Source organism: Yoonia sp. I 8.24 (assembly GCF_022096995.1).
Taxonomy (GTDB): Bacteria; Pseudomonadota; Alphaproteobacteria; order Rhodobacterales; family Rhodobacteraceae; genus Yoonia.
Window position 1 is genome coordinate 390,981 of sequence record NZ_JACXGQ010000001.1, and the last position, 24,227, is coordinate 415,207.

Consider the following 24,227-nt stretch of genomic DNA (forward strand, 5'->3'; position numbering starts at 1 on the left):
GTGCCTTAACCCTTCATCACGTTGACGTCTTCAACGTCGATGGTTCCGCGGTTGCGGAAGAAACAAACCAGAATGGCCAGACCAATCGCCGCTTCGGCAGCGGCAACTGTCAGAACAAATAGAGTGAAAACTTGGCCGACAAGGTCATCAAGGTAGCTTGAGAAAGCGACAAAGTTGATGTTCACTGCCAGCAGCATCAATTCGATGCTCATCAGCAGGATGATCACGTTTTTACGGTTCAAAAACAGGCCAAAGATGCCAATGACAAACAGGGCCGCAGCCACCGCGAGATAATGTTCAAGTCCGATCATCGTGTCATTCCTTCTAAGGCAAAAACGTTCAAAGAAAATATCTTCATCACAGCCCCTGCCCCGGTTTAACGTCTTTGAGTTCCATTGCCTTGGCCGGATCGCGGTGCATTTGCGCGATCACGTTTTGGCGTTTGATGTCTACGCGGTGGCGCAGCGTCAGCACAATCGCACCAATCATCGCGACCAGCAGGATAAGGCCTGCGAGCTGGAACAGCATGATGTATTTGTCATAAATCAGCATGCCCAAAGCAGCCGTGTTATCTGCATCGCCTTGTGGTGCGGCGACCCGTGCTGATACCCCGTCAGAGAAATCCCAGACACCAAAGGCCAGCGCCAACTGCATGATGATGACGATACCGATCAACAAAGCGAGCGGCATATATTTCGCCATCTCCGCCTTGAGTTCAGCGAAATCGACGTCCAGCATCATGACAACAAAGAGGAAAAGCACCGCGACCGCGCCGACGTAAACGATGATCAACAGCATTGCCACGAATTCAGCGCCAAGCGTGACAAACAGCCCCGCCGCTGACAAAAATGCAAGGATCAACCAAAGCACCGAATGCACAGGGTTGCGGCTAACCACTGTGAACAATCCCCCCACAACCGTGGAGATAGCAAACAGATAGAATGTGAACGCGAAAACACTCATGCGGTTTCGTCCTTTTCCAACACTTCATTGGCCAATTGCATGGCCTTATTCATGGCAGGAACACCGCCAAACATACCCATCTGGGCGATTGTTTCGGCGATTTCCTGTTTTGTCGCACCCGCTTCGGTCAAATGCCGCACGGTCAGGCGAATTTGCGCATCGGCTTGCGCCCCAAGCACTGTCAGCCCCGCGAGAGTCAACAAAAGCCGGGTCTTGGCGTCTAACCCATCAGGGTTCACGCCTTTGCCAAAAAACATTTCCATGGTTTCCTTTGGCATGGTCGGCCATAGGTTTTCAAATCCGGTAGGGGTAAAGGCATCCATGTCGACATTCATCGACTTGGCCCAATCTTGCCCCATCTTCATCATGGCTTCAAAAGGGTTTTGATCGTTCATGCAGCATCCAATCGCGCACGCAACGTCTTCATCTGGGTGAGCCAATCGTCAAGCTCATCGGCCTCGGCCCAAAGATCATAAAGCTCTGATGTTTCGGCGTCGGCCATCAACGCTTCAAGCGCCTCGCTGGTGCGGGCTTGTACGTTGTCGACATCCAACAGAGCATCTTTGTGGTTTTCAACCGGATCTTCCAACTGATCCGCAAGATCCTCGTCCGGCTTGCCAAGGGCAGCAGCGACAACTTCGGCCAAGGCAATCACGCCCGTCCCGATATCACTTTCGACATAGCCGCTGGCGATCGCGTCAGAACACGCATCAAGAATATCGGTCGCCGCAGAGGCCCCAAATTCACCAAAATCGGTCAGCCAATCTTGGCTGCCGTCATTGTCGAGTGATCCTACGCCCCAAGCGCCCATCTTCTTTGTCCCCTACCGGTACGGTGCGTCAAGTTCGAGATTGCGCGCAATCTCGGATTCCCAACGGTCGCCGTTCGCCAGTAGTTTTTCTTTGTCGTAATACAGTTCTTCGCGGGTTTCGGTGCTGAATTCGAAATTCGGCCCCTCAACAATGGCATCCACCGGGCAGGCTTCCTGACAGAAACCACAGTAGATGCATTTGGTCATATCAATGTCATAGCGGGTGGTGCGGCGTGATCCATCATCGCGCGGTTCCGCATCAATGGTGATCGCCTGCGCGGGGCACACGGCCTCGCACAGTTTGCAAGCGATACAACGCTCTTCACCATTCGAATAACGGCGCAGCGCATGTTCGCCACGAAAGCGCGGGCTCAGCGGCCCCTTTTCATGCGGGTAGTTCAACGTCGCCTTGGGCGAGAAGAAATACTTCAACCCCAGTTTAAAACCGACATAGAAATCCTGCAGCAGGAAATACTTTACGGCGCGTGTGTAATCCATTTGGGTCATCCTAGGTGAATTCCTCGCATTTGTCGGAGATGTTACCGGCATCTAGGTATTGCGAGTGATCAGAAATGATTTCGTCCACCAACGCCTGCCTCTCAGTGGGTTCGGTGTTTTCAAAGTCTGCGTCGACAAATCGTCGCATAAGAACATAAAAGTCTATTTCGCAAACGCTTGCATGGATCGGAGCAACAGTTGTTTTCCAAAGCGCTTCACCTTGTTCGCCCAAACCGGACGCTGTTGGTGGATTAATGGCATCTTCAGCGTTGGGCAACAAACATTCCATGAGATCAAGAGTCGCGCGCGCTAAATCTCTTTCTGTAGCTTCTATCTCAAGATAATCGCGCTCTTGGAGATGCTCTTCATCAACTAGCAAGCCGCCGTATCCTAGATTTTTGACCACCCCATACGCAGATACAAACGTAAGTGCCTGACCATGCTTATCTAAGTCAGTCATAACATTCGTCAAATACGCCTTACCATTCATTTCAGCCTGCAGACTAGCGTGTGAAACATCCGCCGAATCTAGAGCGCTGTATGTCAGTATCTCTCTCAAGTCATCAGCTATCTTTGTAGCTTCGGCGTCTGCCAAAGGGCACGTCTCGAACACATATGACACTATTGATTCTGCAAATCCAGGATGGCCATAGTCACGGTAGTTCTGCGCTACAGCTATGCAGGGCAAAGCAAGCCCAGCAGAAACTGCAAGCGTTCCCCGAATTATGATCGCTCGTAGGATCAACTAAACACCCATTGTCCAGCGCGCCCAGAAACCGCCGAGCACTTCGAATTTTGCGAGGAATGACACCAGAACCACCCAGAAGAGTGAGAGCGGCAAGAAGACTTTCCAGCCGATCCGCATCAGTTGGTCATAGCGGTAGCGCGGTGTGATCGCCTTGACCATTGAGAAGACAAAGAAACAGGCGGACATTTTCAGCACCATCCACAGGATGCCATCTGGCAGGCCCGGAATTGGTGACAACCAGCCGCCAAAGAACAGCAGTGAAATCAGCGCGCACATCAGCACGACGGCCATCAATTCACCGATCATGAACAGCAGGAACGGTGTTGATGAATATTCAACCTGATACCCAGCAACCAGTTCCGATTCCGCTTCGGGCAAATCGAACGGTGGCCGGTTCGTTTCAGCGAGTGCTGAGATAAAGAAAAGGAACAGCATCGGGAAATGCGCAACCCAGTACCAGTTGAACAGGCCCGCCTTGCCGTCTTGGGCCGCGACGATATCGCCAAAGTTCATGGAACCGGTTGAGATAATCACACCGATGATGATCAGGCCCAGCGAGACTTCGTAAGAAATCATCTGCGCGGCAGAGCGCAGCGAGCCAAGGAATGGGTATTTAGAGTTCGACGCCCAACCGCCCATGATCACGCCGTAAACCTCGAGCGAGGACACCGCGAAGACAAACAGAATGGCGACGTTGATGTTGGACAGCACCCAACCATCGTTAAACGGGATCACCGACCATGCGACCACGGCCAGCACAAAGGAAATCATCGGCGCAAGGAAGAAGACAAATTTGTCAGCGCCTGCAGGGACAACGATTTCTTTGACGATGTATTTCAAGAAATCCGCAAAGGATTGCAGCAGACCAAAGGCACCAACCATGTTTGGCCCTTTGCGCATCTGAACGGCGGCCCAGATTTTGCGGTCCGCATACATCAAGAACGCCAAAGCGACCAGCAATGGAACCAGAACCAGCAAACACTGGGCCAAAATCACAAGGACGATCCCAAGGTTGGTATTGGTGAAGAACTCGACCATATTTATTCCCTCACACCATGAACTGGTGCCATCTTGACGCGGCGCGCGTGTTTGTCGTGCCACTGGTGCCAGCCCAAAGGCTGCAATTTATGGGGCGAACCCCGTCTTATTCAGCCGCAACTGCGGGGGTTGCCCGCGCTTTGGCATTCGCGCTGAGTTCAGCCATCAAGCTGGACGCACGCGCGATTGGGTTTGTTAAGTAGAAATCCGTGATTGCGTACTTGAACGCGGCTTTCCCCGGCTTTTTCGCCTCTATAGGTTGCCATTCATTTTCCGTGACTTCGTCAATCTGACCCAAATGCGGGTGGGCGCTCACAATCGCCTGACGCAGTTGCGCCATGCTGTCATAAGGCAAGGTTGCGCCCAATTCAGCAGATAGCGCGCGCAAGATCGCCCAGTTTTCTTTGGCTTCACCCGGAGGGAAGCTAGCACGGAGTGCAAGCTGCGGACGCCCTTCGGTGTTCACAAACAATCCGTTTTCTTCGGTATAGGCAGCGCCCGGCAGGATGATGTCTGCGCGGTGCGCACCACGATCCCCATGCGACCCTTGATAGATCACGAATGCGCCCGGTGCGATGTCGACCTCATCCGCGCCAAGGTTATAAATCACCTCGGCATCTTTGATTGTGTCCATGCCACCGTCAGTCACAGCACCAACATCAAGCGCACCAACACGTGACGCGGCCCCGTGCAGCACCATCAATTTGCCGTTTGAGCGTTCAACTGCTTTCATCACTTGGCTTAATACAGCTTCGCCGTCCGCCTCGTTCAGCGCGCCTTGGCCCACGATCATCACAGATTTTTTGTCTTTGATGTCGCCGAATGCATGGTCAGAAAGCGATACAAGCGCGTCACGATCATTGCCCATGTGCACATAGTCATAGGTCAGATCGACCGCTTCACCGATCAGCGCGACATTGGCCCCTTTGGACCAAGCGGCACGGATACGGGCGTTCAAGACTGGCGATTCTTCGCGCGGGTTGGTGCCGATCAGCATGATGTATTCTGCATCGTCGATATCGGCGATAGCTGCGGTGCCCACATAGGCCGAGCGGTTATCGGCTGGCAGTTTCGCGCCGTTTGTACGGGCCTCGACCACGCCGCCTTGAGCCTCGATCAACTGTTTTAATGCGAATGTCGCCTCGACCGGGGCCAAATCACCGACAAGCCCTGCGACTTTTTTACCGTTCATCGCGGCGGCAGCGGCGGTTAGGGCTTCGCCCCATCCAGCTTTACGTAATTTGCCGTTTTCACGGATGTATGGTGTGTCCAAACGCTGCTTGCGCAGGCCATCCCAAACAAAACGGGTTTTATCCGAAATCCACTCTTCATTCACGCCATCATGGTTGCGTGGCAAGATGCGCATCACTTCGCGGCCTTTGGTATCAACGCGGATGTTTGAGCCCAGAGCATCCATCACATCAATTGATTCTGTCTTGGTTAATTCCCAAGGGCGGGCCGTAAACGCATAGGGTTTCGACACCAGTGCGCCAACCGGACACAGGTCAATGATGTTACCCTGCATGTTCGAATCAAGCGTTTCACCCAGATAGCTGGTGATTTCAGCGTCTTCTCCACGGCCCGTCTGACCCATTTGGGCGATGCCTGCGACCTCTGTCGTGAAGCGCACGCAGCGTGTGCACGAAATACAACGCGTCATATGGGTTTCAACAAGTGGGCCAAGATCCAGATCATCGGTCGCGCGCTTTGGCTCGCGGAAACGGCTAAAGTCAACACCGTAGGCCATCGCCTGATCTTGCAGATCGCATTCGCCGCCTTGGTCACAAATCGGACAATCCAGCGGGTGGTTGATCAGCAGGAATTCCATCACACCTTCACGGGCCTTTTTGACCATAGGCGAATTGGTTTTCACAACGGGCGGCTGACCTTCGGGACCGGGGCGCAGGTCACGCACCTGCATCGCACAAGAGGCTGTGGGCTTTGGCGGGCCGCCGACGACCTCAACCAGACACATGCGGCAGTTACCCGCAATCGAAAGCCGTTCGTGATAGCAGAACCTTGGGACTTCGATCCCGACCTGTTCACAGGCCTGGATGAGGGTCATCGCCCCATCAACTTCGACCTCAGTTCCATCAATGACGACTTTGCGTAGATCAGACATGGCGTGCCTTTTTATTCCCTTGCGCGCCTTCCCCGACAATTTGGGGTGGGACCGCGTTAGCCGCGTTCTAACGCGACCGGGAACATGATGCCAGTCAGTTTGACAAAAAAGACGCCAAAATTCGCGTCAAATTCGGCTCCTTACCGTAACAACCACCCAACGCGCGTATTTGCGGCGATTTGCGCACGTCCAACGGCGCAATATGTTTCAGGATCATCAGCGACCACCCCAAGCAACGCAAGCTGTGCGCGCGCGATATCTTCGAGCCTACGTTTTTCGGCACGATCCCCGACATAGGCATCAATTTCAGCGTCAGAATAACCTAGTTCGGCGGCCCGGCGTTTGAGCGATTGAAGGAAATTAATACCCCGAAACGTACGTGCGCGAATGTCGTTGCACTGCTCGGAAATTTCATAGGCCATGCCGACATAGATGATGCCGTCGCGGACATCGGGCTGGTCACGCAACGCGGTCTGCGCGGATAAATTGCCGGCAAGCCCGCACACAACTGCGGCGGCGGCAATGATAAATGGGGTCTTGGCCATGTGTCGTCTCCTGTTAGGCGGTTCTTAATGCGCCTTTGATTGCACCAGAGATCGTCATTGCGGTACCGTTATTCAATATCAGTGCCTTGATAACCTATGGGATCGGCCAGGTTTCGCGTAAAAATAAAAAGGGCCGCGCAGAAACTGGCGGCCCAAACAAATCGCGTCTTCGCAGATATTCTAGACAGGTACCAAAAGGGCGCTCAACGCGGTACCTTCAAGCGTTTCAGCCGCAGCGGCAGGACATAGATCGTGACCGATCATTTCAACACCGTGCTTTGCTTCAAAGCTGCGTTCGCTGACGCTGGTTTCTGTTTCAATCGCCAGACGCAAAGGAATCGCAGAGAGTGAACCGCGCCCCATTTCGTTGCGTTTTTCGTTCAGCTCAGCATCCAAGGCCGCGTCATAGCGAAAATCAGCGCAGTTGCGCGCAACATCATTCGCGACTTTCAGCGTCGCATAGTATTGCGGCGTCGACATGTTATAGAGCTTTTGCACTGCGGGATCATCAAACGGGCGCGCAGCACCCGATCCGGTTGCACAAGCGGCAAGCGTCAAAGCCGCACCAAAAATCAGGCCTGTTTTCATCATTCTGCTGCAATCCCCGCAATACGTTTATGTTTAATCCGGTCTTCAATTTCATCCCGGAAATTCCGGATAAGAGCCTGAATTGGCCAAGCGGCCGCATCACCAAGCGCACAAATTGTGTGGCCCTCAACCTGTTTGGTCACATCGAAGAGCATATCGATTTCTTCAACAGATGCATCACCTTTTACCAAACGCTCCATAACGCGCATCATCCAGCCGGTGCCTTCGCGACACGGTGTGCACTGACCGCAGCTTTCGTGCTTGTAAAACTTGGACAGGCGCCAGATCGCTTTGATCATATCTGTCGATTGATCCATCACGATAACCGCTGCGGTCCCAAGGCTAGAGCCTTTTTCTTTCAGCCCGTCAAAATCCATGATCGCATCGCGCATGTTTTCACCGCGCACGTTTGGCACGGATGACCCGCCAGGGATTACAGCCTTAAGGTTATCCCAGCCGCCTTTGATGCCACCGCAGTGCTTTTCAATCAGCTCTTCGAAAGAAATACCCATTTCTTCTTCGACAACGCAGGGGTTGTTGACGTGACCGGAAATCGCGAACAGTTTGGTGCCTGCGTTATTCGCACGGCCAATGCCCGCGAACCAGCCACCACCACGACGCAAGATTGTCGGTACAACAGCAATTGATTCGACGTTGTTCACAGTTGTCGGGCAGCCGTAAAGACCAGCACCCGCAGGGAATGGTGGCTTCATCCGCGGCATGCCCTTTTTGCCTTCAAGGCTTTCAAGCAGCGCGGTTTCTTCGCCACAAATATAGGCCCCTGCCCCGTGGGTCAGGTAAATATCAAAATCCCAACCGGATTTGGCAGCGTTCTTGCCAACCAAACCTGCGGCGTAAGCTTCGTCGATGGCGGCTTGCAGGGCTTCTTTTTCGCGAATGTATTCGCCGCGAATATAAATATAGCAGGCGTTTGCGTTCATCGCAAAAGAAGCGATCAAGCAGCCTTCGACCAGCGTGTGCGGATCATGGCGCATGATTTCACGGTCTTTACATGTGCCCGGCTCAGATTCGTCGGCGTTCACAACAAGGTAAGATGGACGCCCGTCGCTTTCTTTAGGCATGAACGACCATTTCAAACCGGTCGGAAAGCCCGCACCGCCCCGGCCACGCAGGCCAGAGGCTTTCATCTCGTTCACGATCCAATCGCGCCCTTTTTTGATGATATCGGCGGTACCATCCCAATGACCACGTGCTTGTGCGCCTGCCAAGGTACGGTCGTGCATACCATATAGGTTGGTGAAAATACGGTCTTCGTCTTTGAGCATCAGCTTTCGCCCTTGTCGTTCTGGCGTGTCCGCCAGAGTTGAAATGTCTGCCACAGCGCAAAGCCGAAACCAGCAAGCGCCGCAAGGTCAAATAACCCGCGCGTGCGCTGGGTCCAACCGAAATGTGACCCTGCCCATGTCGCTACGATCCATAAAACACCTGTTCCAGCAAGAATCAACGCGGCGCGTTGACCTGACTTGGCTCGTTTGATGTCTAAATCGTTGCTCATCTGTGGAACGGCACCCTTTGGCGCCGCCTTTCGCATGGTTTACACGGTGGTTTATCCCGCCGCGAGGGTCTTGGCCTGTTCTACCCATTTGTCACGCGTTGCACGACCCTTAAATCCAGGCAAATTCTCATCAACCCATTTTTGTTCAGCCGGGCCCCAAGCCGCGATCTGATCAAAATGATAGAACCCCATACCGTTAAGCATGATTTCAAGTTTAGGACCGACACCTTTGATCTTCTTCAGATCGTCGGCCCCACCTTCGCGAGCAGCATCCAAACCTGCTGGTTTTTCATCTGCGACTTCTAGCGCCTCTTCTGGCGCGTTTTCCTCTGCAACTTCCGGCACCGCTGCTAGCGCGGGTTCGGGCTCTGGTTCCGCTTTGACCTCTGGCTCAGGTGTTATTTCTGGTTCCGGCGTCACTTCTGGTTCTGTTGCGGCTTCAGGTTCAGGCGCTGGCGTGGTTGGTGGCGCATCAACAACGGGACTTGCAGCGGCAGGCGCGTCTTCTCCAACAAGCGCATCAAGCAGCCCCATCATCATCGCAAACAAGATCGCGGCAGCGACAATCAGACCAATAAAAAACGCGCCAAAAAAACCAAGTTTGCTAAAAATCAGCAGAAGAATCGCAAAAACGGCACCAATGCCGCCAGCAATAAACAGCATCCGCTGCGTAATTGGTTTGAGTTCATTCATTTTGCAGACTCCCATAGGTGATCAATTTGCCAAACAATTACCCGCGTTAACGGATTCACCTAGGGATTTTTGTGCAAAGGGCGATTTATCTACGCAAATCGCCCATTTACCGCGCAATCGTTACTTTTTTGCAAGTTCTTTGGCCTGCGCCATCCAATTGTCACGGATGATCCGACCTTTGAATTTCAAACGGCTATCGACCCAAGCGACCTGCGCATCGGTCCAATCAGCGATCTGATCAAAATGCCAGAAACCTAGGTCGTTCAACACGCCTTCCAGCTTTGGACCAACGCCGCTGATTTTTTTCAAGTCATCAGCACCTGTTTCGCGCGCAGCATCCAACGTGAGCGGCTGTTCTTCGGAGACATCGGCAGCCGAAGGTTTTGCAGCCGCCGCCTTGGGCTTAGCCGCAGGTTTTGCGGCTTTGGGTTTCGCGGCAGGTTTTGGTTTTGTTGGTTTTGCGGCGGCATCTTTGACCCAAGGGGTCAGAAGCGGAACTTCGGTGCCATCAATGCGTTTTACAGTGTCGCCGATTTCGACAGCGGCTTGCACGCTTGCGTTATATTTTGTCTTACCGCTATCAAAACCACGCAGCGTTGTTAGCCCTTTGAGCGGCTCTGCAGCGAAGCGCCCGTTTTGCGGACCCGGAACAGGCACCTGCCCTGCGGCCAATTCATCAATGATTTCGCTGAGACGGGCAGCGGTCAGATCTTCGTAATAGTCCTTGCCGATCTGCGCCATTGGCGCGTTCGCGCAAGATCCAAGGCATTCCACCTCTTCCCAAGAAAACTTGCCGTCGGCCGATACTTCATGCGCTTTTTCAGCGATCTTATCTTTACACACGCCGATCAAATCTTCAGCGCCGCAAATCATGCAAGACAATGTGCCGCAAACTTGAATATGGGCAATAGAACCAACAGGCTGAAGCTGGAACATGAAATAGAAAGAAGCCACTTCGAGGACGCGGATGTAGGCCAGATCAAGCATCTGCCCGACATATTCAATCGCCGGGCGGGTCAACCAACCGTGTTGTTCTTGGGCGCGCCAAAGCAGCGGGATCACAGCCGAGGCCTGACGGCCTTCGGGGAATTTTTTCATCTGCGCTTCGGCCCATTTCTGGTTGTCTGGCGTGAATGCAAATGTTTCAGGCTGGTCGTGATATAGGCGGCGTAGCATTAGTGTATCCCAGTCATTACGGCGGCTGATGTGGTCAGCACGAACAAGGCGGTGGGAACGATCCCACCTGGGTTAAAAAAGGCTGTCATAAGCAGCAAGCCGGGCAATCCGGCGTTGATGAGGTTCGGAGCTTCCATCAGAGGCAATTCGCAGAAATAAGTTCGAACGATTGCTGGTCAGCGGCGATTTGACCGCGCCCTTCGGCCCGCAATTCAGTCATGATGCGCGCCAAATCCTCGCGCGATAGCGTCGCGTCAGTCAGAATGGTGGCAGAGTTGCTTTGGTTCACGACGCAGCCGTTTTGTTCAACCGTCGTCACAAACCGTTCCTTTGCAGAAAGCGGATTCACAATCGGTGCCGCAACAGGAACAGCTGCGGGCGCAGGCGTAGCATTGGGACGAAAGTCAGGAATTTGAAACATCCCGCCTGAACAGGCGGAAAGCGTCACAAATGAAAGACCGATCAGAGAACGTTTCATGTTTTTCTCTCCTGCACGCCTAAAGCATACCGCGTATTAACGTCGCCAAAAATACAGCCACCGCACCTGCCAATGCAGATTTCAAAACGCGGCTGCGCCCCTTAGCAACAAGACCACCCGCGATGCCACCAACGGCACCAAGAATGAGCAGCCAAATATCAAGTGTAACACTCATGATCCTACCACCCCGCAGCCCGGGAGTATTATCACAGCATTCGTTTCAGTCTCATAAATGTCTACGACACGCGACATCAAAAATTCATTAGCATAGGCATCATCAACTTGATCCATACGGGCATCAAGTACATCTAGAAGAGCTTCTTGCTCTAGCTCCGGGACCGCAAGCTTACCTAGAACAAATGTCAAGACCTCGACCGTTTCTCTATCAGCAATTTCGCCGCCGACATTGAGTGTTGCAACGCAATCGACAGCTTTAGATTCAATGTAATCAAACACAGTAGAAATGAGCACTTCGTCAGAAACGGCCGCTATAATCGAAGCGTATTCATCCTTAGTTGCCTCCGCGCCGATTGGTGCCCCCAAGAGACAGCAGATCAGCGCAATAGATGTCGATCGGATAGCCATCAGCGGTCGATCTCACCAAACACGACGTCCATCGTCCCGATGATCGCCGCAACGTCAGCCAATTGGTGGCCGCCTGCGACGTGATCCATCGCTTGCAGGTGCAAGAAACCCGGCGCGCGCAGCTTTGCGCGATACGGTTTGTTGGACCCGTCAGCGACCAAAAACACACCAAATTCACCTTTGGGGGCTTCAACGGCGGCGTAAACTTCACCCGCTGGAACGTGGAACCCTTCGGTATAAAGTTTGAAGTGGTGGATCAGCGATTCCATCGATGTCTTCATTTCGCCACGTGTTGGCGGGGTCATCTTACCGCGCGCCATCACGTCGCCCTTTTCATGGCGCAGCTTTTCGCAGGCCTGACGGATGATCGATGTCGACTGGCGCATTTCTTCCATGCGGCACAGGTAACGGTCGTAGCAGTCACCATTTTTGCCAACCGGAATTTGGAACTCAAATTCGTCGTAGCATTCATAGGGCTCCGCGCGGCGCAAATCCCATGCAAGGCCAGATCCACGCACCATCACACCAGAGAAACCCCATTCTTGGATGTCTTCTTCGGTGACGATACCAATGTCGGCGTTACGCTGTTTGAAAATCCGGTTTTCCGTCAATAGTCCGTCGATGTCGGCAAGGACCTTTGGGAATTCAACAGCCCAAAGGTCAATGTCTTCGATCAGTTGATCTGGCAGGTCTTGGTGTACACCACCGGGGCGGAAATAGGCTGCGTGCAGACGCGCGCCACAGGCACGCTCGTAGAAGACCATCAGCTTTTCACGTTCTTCAAAACCCCAAAGCGGCGGGGTCAGCGCGCCAACATCCATCGCTTGCGTGGTGACGTTCAGCAGGTGGTTCAGCACGCGGCCGATTTCGGAATAAAGCACGCGGATCAGCGATGCGCGACGCGGCACTTCTGTGCCTGTCAGCTTTTCGATCGCCAGGCACCAAGCGTGTTCTTGGTTCATCGGGGCCACATAATCCAACCGGTCGAAATATGGCAGGTTTTGCAGATAGGTGCGGCTTTCCATCAACTTTTCGGTGCCACGGTGCAGCAGGCCGATATGCGGATCGCAGCGTTCTACGATTTCGCCGTCAAGCTCTAGCACCAGACGCAAAACACCGTGGGCCGCCGGGTGCTGCGGACCAAAGTTAATGTTAAAATTCCGGATTTGCTGTTCGTCGGTGGCCGCGTCAGTTGAACCATCGTCATACGCGTTTGTGCGAATATTTCCGTCCATCATCTTACTGCGCCTCCTCTTTTTTCTCATCGCCGGGCAGGATGTATTGGGCCCCTTCCCACGGTGACATAAAGTCGAACTGGCGGTATTCTTGGACCAGTTTCACGGGCTCATACACGACGCGCTTTTGCACTTCGTCATAGCGCACTTCGGTATAGCCCGTGGTCGGGAAATCTTTGCGCAGCGGGTAGCCGCGGAACCCGTAATCGGTTAAAATGCGGCGCAAATCTGGATGACCGGTGAACAAAACACCGAACATGTCGAAGATTTCACGCTCAAACCAATTGGCACTTGGGTGCACCGGCAGGATCGACGGCATCATTTCATCTTCACGAATCTGAACGCGCAAACGGATGCGTTGGTTCTGATACATGCTCAGGAAATGGTAAATTACGTCAAACCGTTTTGCCCGGCTTGGGTAATCAACGGCGGTGATATCCACGAGGCTTGAGAATTTACAGGCCTGATCGGTTTTCAAAAACTCAACAAAGGACACGAGCGAGGACGGTGCAACCGTCACGGTCAACTCGTCATGCGTGACCTCCCAAGACAAAACGCAATCGTTGCGCTTAAGCTCAAGGTGGGTACCAAGTTCGTTCAGTGCTTCAGTCATCATAATTCCTTTCGGCACGCGGCTTAGCGCACGATGGTCCCGGTGCGGCGAATCTTACGCTGAAGCTGCAAAATACCGTATAGCAGGGCCTCAGCAGTTGGCGGGCATCCCGGCACATAAATATCAACCGGCACGATGCGGTCACAGCCACGCACGACTGAATAGCTATAGTGGTAGTAACCGCCGCCATTCGCGCATGACCCCATAGAGATCACATAACGCGGCTCAGGCATTTGGTCGTACACTTTGCGCAGCGCAGGGGCCATTTTATTGGTCAGCGTCCCGGCAACGATCATCAAGTCAGATTGACGCGGCGACGCCCGCGGCGCGGTGCCAAACCGTTCAAGGTCATAGCGCGGCATTGAGGTGTGCATCATTTCGACCGCGCAGCAGGCAAGACCAAAGGTCATCCAGTGCAACGATCCTGTGCGCGCCCAATTAATCATATCGGCGGTGCTGGTCACAAGGAAACCCTTGTCCTGCAATTCGCGATTAAGGGTCTGGGTGGCAGCTTCCTTGTCGGCGCCCGCATCATTCAGGCCGGTGGCGATCCCCATAAGTGCGTCTTTCCTTATCAGTTCCCATGCAGGCAAGCGCCTACCTTTTGCTAGTTAGGAACTACGCGCGGTGCCCCCTAAGGTCAAGTCGGCACTATGCCTCAGTGGCGGTCAATCAGAGGTGTTTCGCACCTTCGCTGCAAATTTTCGACAATTACACCGGAGCCGCCAACAAAAATGCTGGCTGCATGGGCGACCGGCATTCCAAAATCTCAAATTCGGGGGAGTGTTACTCCCACTCAAGCGCGCCCTTTTTCCATTCATAGGCAAAACCTGCGGTCAACACGCCCAAGAACACCATCATCGACCAAAAGCCGACCATGCTGATGTCCTTAAAGGCTACAGCCCAAGGGAACAAAAACGCGACTTCGAGATCGAAAATGATGAACAGGATCGACACCAGATAGAAGCGCACGTCAAATTTCATCCGCGCATCATCAAAAGCGTTAAAGCCACATTCATAGGCAGATACTTTTTCAGGGTCAGGATTGCGCACAGCCACAATCGCCGCCGCAAGAATCAAAATCAGCCCAAGCCCGATTGCCAGCCCAAGAAAAATCAAGATCGGCAGATATTCAAGAAGCATTTCCTGCATGGCGGGTCCTTTGTGGCACGGCGCGATGATCAGCGCGCAATAATAGCTTTTTGTTGCATACCCCTGCCCCAAGCGCGGGTCAACAAGCTGCGGTTCGAAAATGGCAATGAGGAATGGAAACTAGTCCAGCACTGGCTGGCGCGGTGACAAAACAACGCCCGCAATCGACAAGAGAGATACCGCATGGGCAAGACCATTCACGCGCGATGGTTCATTTTGCATCAGTTCAGCAACTTCGACCAGGTTATCCGTCTGTTGATCCGTGAGCCAAAACATGGCGTGCATACCGTATGTGAAATCGCCGGGCATTTCCGTGACGCTCACACGGCACCCGTCACTTTTTGGCACAAACCGATGTGCTGTCACTGTGACCGCACCGTTGGGCAGGACCAACATTGTTTCGTGGTTTTGCGGATCAGATGACAAAATTTTGGCGTCAAGCTTCACGACCAAAGGACTGCTTGGATCGTCTGGGTCGGTCATATGTTCCGAAACGACTGCGACATCAAAGAACCCTTTCGGGTCCACAGGGCCAGCCATCACGCGCCCGCGCCGGGTTTCAGGACGCAACCCAAATTGCTGATAGGCGACCGCAGCTGAATACGGGACATCAAGATGCGTTGTGATGCGCAGATGCGCCACAGGTCCCGCGTAGACACAGATTTCTAGAAGTTTTTGAAGCGCCGTCATCATCGCAAGCGCGACAAGCACGACAAAAACCACCTCAAGCGTAAGCGCCGCTTGATAATACGCCGGAGAGGCATTGCCTGCAATTTCGGGCAATACTGGCAAAACAACGGTAAATACAGCACCCACAATCGACAGGCTAAGCGTTTCAAGCGCCACATTGGGAAACAGTGCGACATGGCCCAATATTAAAACGGCCATCGTCATAAAAATGCTGGCAGCGCGCGTTGCGGACATCAATTCCGGAGATATCAATGCCGCAAAAGCCAACACAGCAGCGACCAGTACGTACGCAGCGGCGATCAGACGGCGCAATCGCACAATCCGGTAAGTAGCTTGCATAAGTGATGGCCACGAAAACGACATCAGAATCCCCTTTCCCCCAAATAGCCCGTCAATTCGGTCAGAAATGAGACCGAAATCTGACATTTGGATTCCGACGATCGTCGCCCAAATGTCATCGTTAAAGGCGTTACCGATGCGCTCCTGTTATCCCTGCGTTGTTTGTCAAAGCGCCGTCCGCGAAAGGAATCGGCTATGTGAAATCCAAGATCTGGCACGTGGTGTGTCACGGCTGGGACCGTCACACTAACCATTTTTCTGGCCTCTGATTGCTAGTTCAGAGGCCAGAAACCTGTCCCGATCACAGCGTCCATTTGAAGCCAACGGCATTTTCCGACACCGACCAGAGCCGTTCCATGACTGCATTGTCGTAGGCGTGCGGGTTAAGGGTACCTTTGCCAACCGGACCGACCGCTTCCAAGCGACCAGTGGGACCATAAAGCGCGCGCTGTTCGAGGCCATCCATTGTGGCACACATCACTTCGGGCCAAGAGCCCTTCTCGGCGGATTGCACCATCGGCGACAGCGTCATAAGCCACCATGCGAACCGTGTCAGACGCCCTCCGCTGGTCTTGATCAACGAAGTCTTCGACGAACCGGGGTGGCAGACGTAGACCTGAACATCCATCTTACCGGCCGCGGCCAGCTTGTTCTGAAGCTCGTAGGCGAACATCATTTGTGCCAGCTTACTTTGCGAGTAGGTCTTGTTCTGGTGATAGTTCTTGTCCCAGTTTATGTCGTCAAACTGGATCGTCTTGATCCCCATATTGTAGCCAAGGCTGCTCACAACCACGATGCGGCCTTTGGTTGCCTCGATCCGCTCAAAAATCAGCCCCGCCAGAAGAAAATGGCCATAGTGGTTGGTGCCAAGCATGCTTTCAAAACCGTCGACGGTCAGCTTCTGGGTCGGCACTTGCGCGATGGCGGCATTACACATGAGCGCGTCGATCCGGGGAACCGACTTCAGGATTTCAGCGGCGGCTGCGCGCACGCTTGCCAGTGATGCGAGATCCATGCGGATGAAGCTGACGTCGGCACCTTGGCCGAGCTCTTCCTTAAGCTCTGCAATGGCCGCCTGGGATTTCTCCGGCGAGCGGTTGAGCATCACCACCGTTGCGTTTTTCTTTAGCAGCGTGCGCGCCGCCTGAAAGCCCGCGCCGCCATTGGCACCCGTGATGAGATAGGTCTTTCCCTTGAGGTCGCCGAGGCGCTCGGGGGTCCAGCCTTGCGGTCCAAATGTTGTGTCTGCCATCTTACGTCTCCTTGTAGCGCGTTTGTGGTCGGCGCGTTTCTCACCAACACAAACAAGTAGATAACTCTCCCACCTTTGCAAAAACAGGCGGATTTATATCCAATACTTGCCTGATCCTCTCAATACCATTGCAAAGCCCCTATATCGGTGCAAACTGATCGGCATGAGCAAAGACCACATCAAAGCGCTAATTGAACGTCACCTTCCGCAGGCCGGCCTGATTGAAACCAAGATACCGGGTGTGGAGCTTTTCCACGTGGACGCACCGGTGCCCTGTGTGCCAGCAGTCTACGAGCCGACCATTGTCGCCATCCTGAGTGGGGCCAAAGAAGCTGTTCTTGGCGGTGAGAGACATGTCTACAATACAAGCAAATATTTGCTAAGCCCGATGACCATGCCGGTCGAGGCTGGCGCGCCGCAGGCTTCAGCCGATACGCCCTTGCTTGGTGTCAAAATCGCCCTCAATTCCCGCGTGATGACCGAGCTGACCATCGAACTAGAAAGCGCCGCCGGCGCCATCGGGCGTCCGGAAAAATCTGCACCACAAGGGTTGGCGCTCGCGAGTTGGGACCGGGGCTTCACGCAAGCATTGCTGCGGCTTCTTGAGCTTCTCGACAACCCAGTCGAGATGGCAGTGCTTGGCCCGGGTCGGCTACGCGAGCTTTACTATGCGGTGCTACAGGGTGACGCCGGGTTTGCAGCGCGCCGTGCCTTCGGTGTTGGTAGCGAGATCGCCCGGACCATCGACTATGTAGCTACCCGCCTGAACGCGCCGGTCACAATCGACGAGATGGCCGCGCAGGTCGGCATGAGCCGCGCGGCGTTTCATCGACGGTTCAAACAGGCAACGACGATGTCTCCCATCCAGTTCGTGAAATCGATGCGGCTGAACAATGCAGCGATGAAAATCGCGGGCGGCATGAGCGTGTCAGAGGCGGCCTGGGACGTGGGTTATGAAAGTGCGTCGCAGTTCAGCCGAGAATTCAAACGCATGTACGGCCAATCGCCGCGACAATGGGGCATCGAGACGCGAATTCCCGTTGGATTGATGTAAGAATCCATGTTGTGAGCTAGTGGATAAACTCTCCTACTGAAATGATCTGTCCCACACCATTTGATCGCTTAACGAACGATCGATGACGCACCCAAATGTTACATTTCCATGCGTAAATCCCCGCATAAGGAGATATTCGAGATGGGGAATTCACAATGCTGGAAAGACGTCTATCACAAGCTAGCCAGCGACGTATCCGCAGGCCAATTTGACGTTGGCAAAAAACTTCCGTCGCAAACGGCTCTTGCGACGCGGTATCAAACCGGGCGCCATGCGATCCGGCGCGCGCTTGAACGATTGGGTAACGAAGGGGTTATCTCATCGCGACAAGGGAAAGCGGCGGTTGTGGTTGGCCAGTCAATCACTTACCAAATCGACGCGAAAACCCGTTTCGCATCTCGGTTAAGAGAAGCTGGCTTTGACGTGCGTGTCGCAGCGCTGCGCCTGCTTGCCTCCAAAGGCATCGATCCGCGGCTCGCAAAAATGCTTAACCTTAACCCCCGTGACAAAGTCGGGTTTGCTGAGCTTTTGCATCATGTGAATGGTGTGCCGACAACGCTCGGTCGGCACTATTTCAACACCCACATGTTCCCCGATATTATCGCCGCGATTTCGGCAACCTCCCCCTCTGTGCCCGAGGCTTTTCGCCGGATTGGTGTCAGCGATTACGCGCGGCGTTCCACCATTATCGAAGTTCGCCTGCCGACGGCCTACGAGGCGCTCACGCTTGAGATACCGCCCACACAGCCTGTGCTCGAACTTTTGGGACAAAATGTGGATGCTCAAAACGCCACTGTCGAAGTAACCGAGGCCGTGGTGCGGACAGATACAGTGAAATTGATGGTCGAGAACAACCAAGTTGGCCACTTGGTGTGAAACCTTCGTGACGATGCCGCCAATACGACCGGCCGTCAAATATCTGTAACACCCAGTTGGTTTGGATGCGGGCAAGCGCAAACCTTACACGTCAACACTCGGAGACAAATACATGCTACGCTTTACTTTTGCGGCGACGGCGGCAACGCTGGCGTTTGCCACCGTGGCCGAAGCCCAGGTCACAATCACTTGCCTGACTAACGCGGGCCATTTGACACGCCAGCACGAACCGCTGATGGCTGAATTCAACGCCATGCAGGACGATATTATCGTCGAATATGCGGCCCCCGCCCAGAACTATGGCGATACGCATCTTAAGCTGTTCCGCGGGTCCGCGACCAACACGCTGCCAGATTGTGCATTCCAAGCATATAACCAATTGCCATCACTGGCGCGCGCTTTGGCTGAACGTGGCCAAATCGTCGACATGGCCACGCTGATCGAAGCTGAAGGCGCGGGCTGGGCGGAAGAAAACTACTCTGACGCGATGCTTGATTTGGGTCGTGTGGACGGCGCGCAATACGGAATGCCGTTCAACGCCTCTGTGATCCAATGGTACTACAACGCTGATTTGTTCGTGCAGGCTGGCCTTGACCCAGACAACTTCCCGACCGATTGGGACGGCCTTTTTGATGCGGCCAAGAAAATCGACGCATTAGATGAAGACATCTTGCCAATGTTCATGTGGCTCATCAACGGCGATGACTGGGGTTTCCAGACGCTGATCTTGCAACAAGGTGGGCGCATGATGTCCGCCGATGGTCAATCCGTTGCCTTTGACGAAAACGACCACGCGCTTGAGGCCATGCGAATGGCGCTGCGTTTGCACGAAGAGGGCGGCCTGCGCACCGACTTGGACCGCGAAACACAGTTTGCCGCGTTCACAGAAGGTCGCATGGGCATGTGGGGTCTTTCCCCCGCGGGTGCCCGCAACATGCAAGAACGTGTGGGCGAACAGTTCGATCTGCGCTCGCACCCGTTCACGGTCTGGAACGATGAGGACGGCAAGCTACCAACAGGCGGCAACGCTGCGATCATTACGACGCAAGATCCCGAAAAAATCGCTGCCGTATGGGAATACATCAAGTTTGTGACAGGTCCACGCGGTCAACAGATCACGGCTGAAATCACAGGCTATTTGCCAACCAACCGTCAGGTGCTGGGCACTGACTATATGGGTGATTTCTACGCGGCCAACCCATATTACGCGACACCAGTTCTTCAGTATGATCGCGCGGGCCCATGGTCTGGCTACCCAGGGACGCAATCAGAAAAGATCTGGCGCGAACAAGCTTCGACAATCCGCGCAGTGATGGAAGGTGAGATAACACCAGAAGAAGGTGCCACTCAGCTCAAAGACATCGCTGAGGAACTGATGACGCGCTAAGCGCCCATCCCTTTGCCCCGCGCCGCGAAATGGCGCGGGGCTTCTCTTGTCGAATGGTATAAAAATGGCGCAGCTCACCTTAAAAAACATCAAGAAATCCTTCGGTGACACCTCGGTTCTTCACGGTATCTCACTGGATGTGATGGATGGGGAGTTCATATCGCTTGTTGGGCAATCAGGGTGTGGAAAATCGACCTTGCTGCGCATCATTGCAGGTCTCGAACAGCCCGATAGTGGGGATGTGCTGATCGACGGAAAATCGATGTTGGATGCAGCGCCAAAAGATCGCAACATCGCGATGGTGTTCCAAGATTACGCGCTTTATCCGCATATGAGCGTTGGCGAAAACATGGCGATGCCACTAGTGATGGCAAAACTGCCGCTCTATGCGCGTTTGCCAGTGATGCGCAGGATTACCCCTGCCGGTCGTAACGCCCAGCCCGAAATTAGGGCCGGTGTTGAAAAAGTCGCCAAACAATTGCGTATTGATCATCTGCTAGACCGCAAACCTGCTCAGCTTTCGGGGGGGCAGCGTCAGCGGGTGGCCCTTGGCCGCGCATTGGTACGCGACCCGCAGACGTTTCTCATGGATGAGCCTTTGTCGAACCTTGACGCGAAGCTTCGGGTGCAGGTCCGCACTGAGATCACTGAATTGCACGCAAGTTCTGGCCTCACCTTTGTTTACGTGACCCATGACCAAGTCGAGGCGATGACAATGTCAAGCCGCGTCGCGCTTTTGCAAACGGGCCGCCTGCTGCAAGTTGGGACGCCAAATGACCTTTTTGCCGATCCTGATACCTTGGATGTCGCCCAGTTCATTGGCAGTCCAGAGATCAACATCACGGTCGGCGAAAGCCAAAACGGCCAAGTGATCATTGGCGAGACAGCGCTGCCAATTGCCCTGAACACCACTGGCCCCATCCAAATCGGGATACGGCCAGAGACAATCTGCATTCCCAATGTGTCCGGCTTGGTAGCAGCGCATAGGGCGGCGCACGGCCATACGTTGAAATTTGAAAAGCGCCTCGTCGAGGATCTCGGCCCCGAAATTCTTATTCATGGCGCATTTGCCCATGCGCCCGAAAACATCGTGCGCATTCGTGCACAAAAGAGCGACACCTACAGCGGCGTTGACACATTTGCGCAGGGCAACACGCTGGATGTGAAGTTAAATCTAAACCAGCTTCTGTTCTTTGGGGCGGATGGGCAACGTCTGCGCCCTGACTTTTCCACGGCCAAGCGGGCGGAGACGGTATAGTGGCTGTTTCCAAACTTCAGCGCGCGCAAACGCGGCTCGCCTACCTTTTGATATTGCCAGCGACCTTGCTGATCCTTGCGATTTATATCATCCCGATCATCTTTGTTTTTCTGGGCAGTCTCACCGACTATACGCTGGTACGCGACGACTACGCGTTTGTCGGCTTTGAGAACTATCAAAAGATGTTCGAAGACGAGGCCTTTGCCAACGCTTTGAACAACACCTTCTTCTACGCGCTCATGTTTTTGCCGGGCGCTTTCATCATCAGCCTTGTCATCGCAATTGCTATCCAAGAGCAAAAGCAATTCCGATCGGTTTTGGAGGTGCTCTATTTCCTGCCAGTGACCTCAACGCTTGCGGCAATGGCGTTGGTCTGGTCGGCATTGATGGATAGTGGCCAAGGGGTGATCAACAATACCCTTCAAACCCTTGGCCTCGCGCGGGTCAATTGGTTTGGCAATGAAGATGTCGTGCTGGTTTCGCTGGCGATCATTTCGCTATGGTCGGTCATCGGGTTTAATATGGTGCTGTTTCTTGCAGGGCTGACCGCCATTCCCAAAAACCTCTACGAGGCAGCGGCGGTTGATGGTGCGGACCATCCGCTCGACAAGTTTTTTCGGGTTACTTGGCCGATGCTAGGACCGACGGCAATGTTCGTCGCGGTGACCAGTTCGATCACGGCCTTCAAACTCTTTGATACCGTCGCGATCCTCACACAAGGCGGACCGGACCGTGCCTCTGAAGTGTTTCTCTACCTCGCGTTTCTAGAGGGGTTTGAATATTTCAACATGGGGTATTCGGCGGCACTTTCGCTCTTTTTCCTTGGAATCATCCTCCTTTTTGCGCTGGTCCAAGCGCTGTTCTCTGACCGCAACGTACAGTATTGAGCCATGGCAGATATATCATCCCCTTCCTCAGTCCCAACATGGTTTGATCGGATCAAACCCAAATCCTTCGGGCGCTTCGTGACGACGGTGCTGCTTTTCATTGGCGCCTGGATCATGGTGTTTCCGTTTATCTGGATGATCTCATCCAGTCTGAAACCAACAGACGAAGTTTACGACGCGGATTTCTCGCTCATACCGCGAACCTTCAAAGGGTTTGAAAACTACTATGCGGTGATCTTTGATCAGCCCTATCTGATCTTTTTGATGAACAGCATGATCGTTTGTACGGGCATACTGGTAATCCAGCTTCTGACGGCGATCCCGGCCGCTTACGCGCTGGCAAAGCTAAAATTTCGTGGATCCACCATTCTGTTTGGCACCGTCATTGCGGCGATCACCATTCCTATCAATGTGACCTCGATCCCACTTTATATCGGGCTTGTGCGTGTCGGACTGCTGGATACATATTTCGCGATGATGTTCCCCTTCATCGTGTCGGTCTTTGCAATCTTCTTGTTTCGCCAATTCTTTCGCAGCTTCCCAGACAGCATCATTCAGGCCGCACGCGTGGACGGTTTTTCTGAGATTGAGATCATTTTACGTCTGATCTTGCCAGCCGCAGTGCCGGCCATCGCGGCGTTCAGCGTGTTCAGCTTTGTGGCCCATTGGAATGATCTCTATTGGCCGCTTATCGTCGTCCAAAGCCAAGACAAAATGACAGCCACGCTGTCGATGATGCAATACCAATCGATGTTCGACACGGACTATGGGCTAACATATGCCTCTGCCACCGTTGTGACAGCGCCGATGGTTATCGCGTTCCTCTTTGCCCGCAGGTTGTTCATCCGCGGCATCACCATGACTGGAGTAAAAGGCTAATGCTTAAATTCGTTGTTCTCGCTGATATTCACCTCGTCCCAGAAAACCAATTGAGCCATGGGCTCGACACGCTTGACCGTTTGGAACAGGCCGTTGCCTACGTCAACGATGTCCATGCTGACGCTGATTTTGTAATCTTTGCCGGTGATCTTGCGGATCATGGGGAACCAGCGGCTTATGAGCGTTTCAAGACCGCAATCGCGCCGCTCACACCGAATGTTCACTTGACGCTTGGCAATCACGACCACCGGCCAACATTTCTTGACGTTATGGGCGCAGATCAAGCACATCCCGAGACAGGCTGTATCGATCATGTCATCGACGCAGGCGGGCACCGGGTGATTGTTCTGGACACATCTGACCCTGAACTCCGCGGGGCCGGACGTTTGGAGGCGTCTCAGATTGATTGGCTCAAGGCGCGCCTTGATGAAGCCCCTGACACCCCTGTTGTCATTGTTCTTCACCACAACATCACAACGTTTAACGTGCAGACCGACTATATCATCCTAGAAGACAACGCGGTTTTTGCCGATGCCGTTCTAAGCCACGCGCATGTCCGCCAAGTCATTTCTGGGCATGTGCACATGACAACGGCGGGCAATTTCAAGGGCGTGCCGTTTTGTACCTTTGCGGGCGCACACTATAATATCGAACCGATGGCGACTGCACGTTCTGGCCCCGTACCGGAAGAATGTGCAGGTTATGTCAGCCCCGTGCCCCGGCGCGAAGGGCCGGGCCAGCTCGCCGTTGTTTTGTGCAACGATGAGAGCGTTGTGGTCCACATGGAGAACTTTCTCGACCGGCACCTCACGCTTGCTCCGGATCTCTTTGCTTGGTCTTGAGC

30 protein-coding genes are annotated in these 24,227 nt (G+C 53.8%); 7 read left to right on the plus strand and 23 right to left on the minus strand.

Annotation, left to right across the window (positions count from 1 at the left end; translation table 11 throughout):
* Positions 1–5: 5 nt before the first annotated feature.
* The 23 genes from nuoK to Yoon_RS02100 all read right to left on the minus strand — a co-directional run bounded on the left by nuoK (position 6) and on the right by Yoon_RS02100 (position 17,042).
* Complete coding sequence (gene nuoK / locus Yoon_RS01990) at positions 6–311, minus strand: NADH-quinone oxidoreductase subunit NuoK (protein WP_113776488.1); 306 nt, start codon at positions 309–311, stop codon at positions 6–8.
* Between the two features lie 46 nt (positions 312–357).
* Positions 358–963: an NADH-quinone oxidoreductase subunit J gene (locus Yoon_RS01995; RefSeq protein ID WP_238109667.1), complete on the minus strand. Its 606-nt coding sequence runs from the start codon at positions 961–963 to the stop codon at positions 358–360.
* On the minus strand, positions 960–1,358 hold the full coding sequence (locus tag Yoon_RS02000) for a carboxymuconolactone decarboxylase family protein (protein WP_238109669.1): 399 nt from the start codon (positions 1,356–1,358) through the stop codon (positions 960–962). Before Yoon_RS02000 ends, Yoon_RS01995 begins: the two co-directional genes overlap by 4 nt.
* On the minus strand, positions 1,355–1,774 hold the full coding sequence (locus tag Yoon_RS02005) for a DUF4259 domain-containing protein (protein ID WP_238109670.1): 420 nt from the start codon (positions 1,772–1,774) through the stop codon (positions 1,355–1,357). Before Yoon_RS02005 ends, Yoon_RS02000 begins: the two co-directional genes overlap by 4 nt.
* 12 nt (positions 1,775–1,786) lie before the next feature.
* Entirely contained in the window at positions 1,787–2,281 is a 495-nt protein-coding gene (gene nuoI, locus Yoon_RS02010; protein WP_238109679.1) for an NADH-quinone oxidoreductase subunit NuoI, read from the minus strand.
* A 1-nt stretch (position 2,282) separates the two neighbouring features.
* Positions 2,283–2,867: a hypothetical protein gene (locus Yoon_RS02015; RefSeq protein ID WP_238109681.1), complete on the minus strand. Its 585-nt coding sequence runs from the start codon at positions 2,865–2,867 to the stop codon at positions 2,283–2,285.
* 150 nt (positions 2,868–3,017) lie between these two features.
* Positions 3,018–4,058, minus strand: coding sequence for an NADH-quinone oxidoreductase subunit NuoH (nuoH, locus tag Yoon_RS02020; RefSeq protein WP_238109683.1), 1,041 nt, complete (start codon positions 4,056–4,058; stop codon positions 3,018–3,020).
* A 106-nt stretch (positions 4,059–4,164) separates the two neighbouring features.
* Complete coding sequence (nuoG, locus tag Yoon_RS02025) at positions 4,165–6,180, minus strand: NADH-quinone oxidoreductase subunit NuoG (RefSeq protein ID WP_238109685.1); 2,016 nt, start codon at positions 6,178–6,180, stop codon at positions 4,165–4,167.
* 140 nt (positions 6,181–6,320) lie between these two features.
* Positions 6,321–6,725 carry a DUF5333 domain-containing protein gene (locus Yoon_RS02030; protein ID WP_238109687.1) on the minus strand — a complete coding sequence of 135 codons (405 nt, stop codon included), beginning with the start codon at positions 6,723–6,725 and terminating at the stop codon, positions 6,321–6,323.
* A gap of 180 nt (positions 6,726–6,905) precedes the next feature.
* Complete coding sequence (locus Yoon_RS02035; RefSeq protein WP_238109688.1) at positions 6,906–7,316, minus strand: hypothetical protein; 411 nt, start codon at positions 7,314–7,316, stop codon at positions 6,906–6,908.
* Positions 7,313–8,599, minus strand: coding sequence for an NADH-quinone oxidoreductase subunit NuoF (nuoF, locus tag Yoon_RS02040; protein WP_238109691.1), 1,287 nt, complete (start codon positions 8,597–8,599; stop codon positions 7,313–7,315). The genes Yoon_RS02035 and nuoF overlap by 4 nt, the downstream gene beginning before the upstream one ends.
* A complete protein-coding gene (locus Yoon_RS02045) occupies positions 8,599–8,829 on the minus strand; it encodes a DUF5337 domain-containing protein (protein ID WP_113776554.1) in 231 nt (76 codons plus the stop codon). Before Yoon_RS02045 ends, nuoF begins: the two co-directional genes overlap by 1 nt.
* A 51-nt stretch (positions 8,830–8,880) precedes the next feature.
* On the minus strand, positions 8,881–9,522 hold the full coding sequence (locus Yoon_RS02050; RefSeq protein ID WP_238109693.1) for an NADH:ubiquinone oxidoreductase: 642 nt from the start codon (positions 9,520–9,522) through the stop codon (positions 8,881–8,883).
* A 120-nt stretch (positions 9,523–9,642) separates the two neighbouring features.
* Positions 9,643–10,698, minus strand: coding sequence for an NADH-quinone oxidoreductase subunit NuoE (gene nuoE / locus Yoon_RS02055; protein ID WP_238109696.1), 1,056 nt, complete (start codon positions 10,696–10,698; stop codon positions 9,643–9,645).
* A gap of 136 nt (positions 10,699–10,834) precedes the next feature.
* Positions 10,835–11,176: a hypothetical protein gene (locus tag Yoon_RS02060; RefSeq protein WP_238109697.1), complete on the minus strand. Its 342-nt coding sequence runs from the start codon at positions 11,174–11,176 to the stop codon at positions 10,835–10,837.
* Between the two features lie 19 nt (positions 11,177–11,195).
* Positions 11,196–11,351 (minus strand): hypothetical protein, encoded by a 156-nt coding sequence (locus tag Yoon_RS02065; protein ID WP_238109698.1) that lies wholly within the window; start codon positions 11,349–11,351, stop codon positions 11,196–11,198.
* A complete protein-coding gene (locus Yoon_RS02070; protein WP_238109700.1) occupies positions 11,348–11,761 on the minus strand; it encodes a hypothetical protein in 414 nt (137 codons plus the stop codon). Before Yoon_RS02070 ends, Yoon_RS02065 begins: the two co-directional genes overlap by 4 nt.
* Positions 11,761–12,999, minus strand: a complete 1,239-nt coding sequence (locus Yoon_RS02075; protein ID WP_370642076.1) for an NADH-quinone oxidoreductase subunit D — start codon at positions 12,997–12,999, stop codon at positions 11,761–11,763. Before Yoon_RS02075 ends, Yoon_RS02070 begins: the two co-directional genes overlap by 1 nt.
* 1 nt (position 13,000) lies before the next feature.
* Positions 13,001–13,609, minus strand: a complete 609-nt coding sequence (locus Yoon_RS02080) for an NADH-quinone oxidoreductase subunit C (protein WP_238109984.1) — start codon at positions 13,607–13,609, stop codon at positions 13,001–13,003.
* A gap of 23 nt (positions 13,610–13,632) precedes the next feature.
* Positions 13,633–14,166, minus strand: coding sequence for an NADH-quinone oxidoreductase subunit B family protein (locus tag Yoon_RS02085; protein ID WP_090199045.1), 534 nt, complete (start codon positions 14,164–14,166; stop codon positions 13,633–13,635).
* Between the two features lie 229 nt (positions 14,167–14,395).
* A complete protein-coding gene (locus Yoon_RS02090; protein ID WP_113776555.1) occupies positions 14,396–14,761 on the minus strand; it encodes an NADH-quinone oxidoreductase subunit A in 366 nt (121 codons plus the stop codon).
* A 120-nt stretch (positions 14,762–14,881) separates the two neighbouring features.
* Positions 14,882–15,814: a hypothetical protein gene (locus Yoon_RS02095; protein WP_238109706.1), complete on the minus strand. Its 933-nt coding sequence runs from the start codon at positions 15,812–15,814 to the stop codon at positions 14,882–14,884.
* 277 nt (positions 15,815–16,091) lie between these two features.
* The gene (locus Yoon_RS02100; RefSeq protein WP_238109707.1) at positions 16,092–17,042 is read right to left on the minus strand and encodes an SDR family oxidoreductase; all 951 of its coding nucleotides are present in this window, start codon (positions 17,040–17,042) and stop codon (positions 16,092–16,094) included.
* A 163-nt stretch (positions 17,043–17,205) separates the two neighbouring features.
* On the opposite strand from Yoon_RS02100, the gene Yoon_RS02105 reads away from it, so the two are divergent.
* From Yoon_RS02105 to Yoon_RS02135, 7 genes are all read left to right on the plus strand, one after another.
* Positions 17,206–18,096 carry an AraC family transcriptional regulator gene (locus Yoon_RS02105; protein WP_238109709.1) on the plus strand — a complete coding sequence of 297 codons (891 nt, stop codon included), beginning with the start codon at positions 17,206–17,208 and terminating at the stop codon, positions 18,094–18,096.
* 141 nt (positions 18,097–18,237) lie between these two features.
* Complete coding sequence (locus Yoon_RS02110) at positions 18,238–18,972, plus strand: GntR family transcriptional regulator (RefSeq protein ID WP_238109712.1); 735 nt, start codon at positions 18,238–18,240, stop codon at positions 18,970–18,972.
* Positions 18,973–19,084: 112 nt separating this feature from the next.
* Complete coding sequence (locus Yoon_RS02115) at positions 19,085–20,359, plus strand: ABC transporter substrate-binding protein (RefSeq protein ID WP_238109713.1); 1,275 nt, start codon at positions 19,085–19,087, stop codon at positions 20,357–20,359.
* A 64-nt stretch (positions 20,360–20,423) separates the two neighbouring features.
* A complete protein-coding gene (locus Yoon_RS02120) occupies positions 20,424–21,617 on the plus strand; it encodes an ABC transporter ATP-binding protein (RefSeq protein ID WP_238109714.1) in 1,194 nt (397 codons plus the stop codon).
* The gene (locus Yoon_RS02125) at positions 21,617–22,504 is read left to right on the plus strand and encodes a carbohydrate ABC transporter permease (RefSeq protein ID WP_238109715.1); all 888 of its coding nucleotides are present in this window, start codon (positions 21,617–21,619) and stop codon (positions 22,502–22,504) included. The genes Yoon_RS02120 and Yoon_RS02125 overlap by 1 nt, the downstream gene beginning before the upstream one ends.
* Before the next feature lie 3 nt (positions 22,505–22,507).
* Positions 22,508–23,383, plus strand: a complete 876-nt coding sequence (locus Yoon_RS02130; RefSeq protein ID WP_238109716.1) for a carbohydrate ABC transporter permease — start codon at positions 22,508–22,510, stop codon at positions 23,381–23,383.
* Entirely contained in the window at positions 23,383–24,225 is an 843-nt protein-coding gene (locus Yoon_RS02135; RefSeq protein WP_238109717.1) for a metallophosphoesterase, read from the plus strand. Before Yoon_RS02130 ends, Yoon_RS02135 begins: the two co-directional genes overlap by 1 nt.
* Positions 24,226–24,227 lie beyond the last annotated feature (2 nt).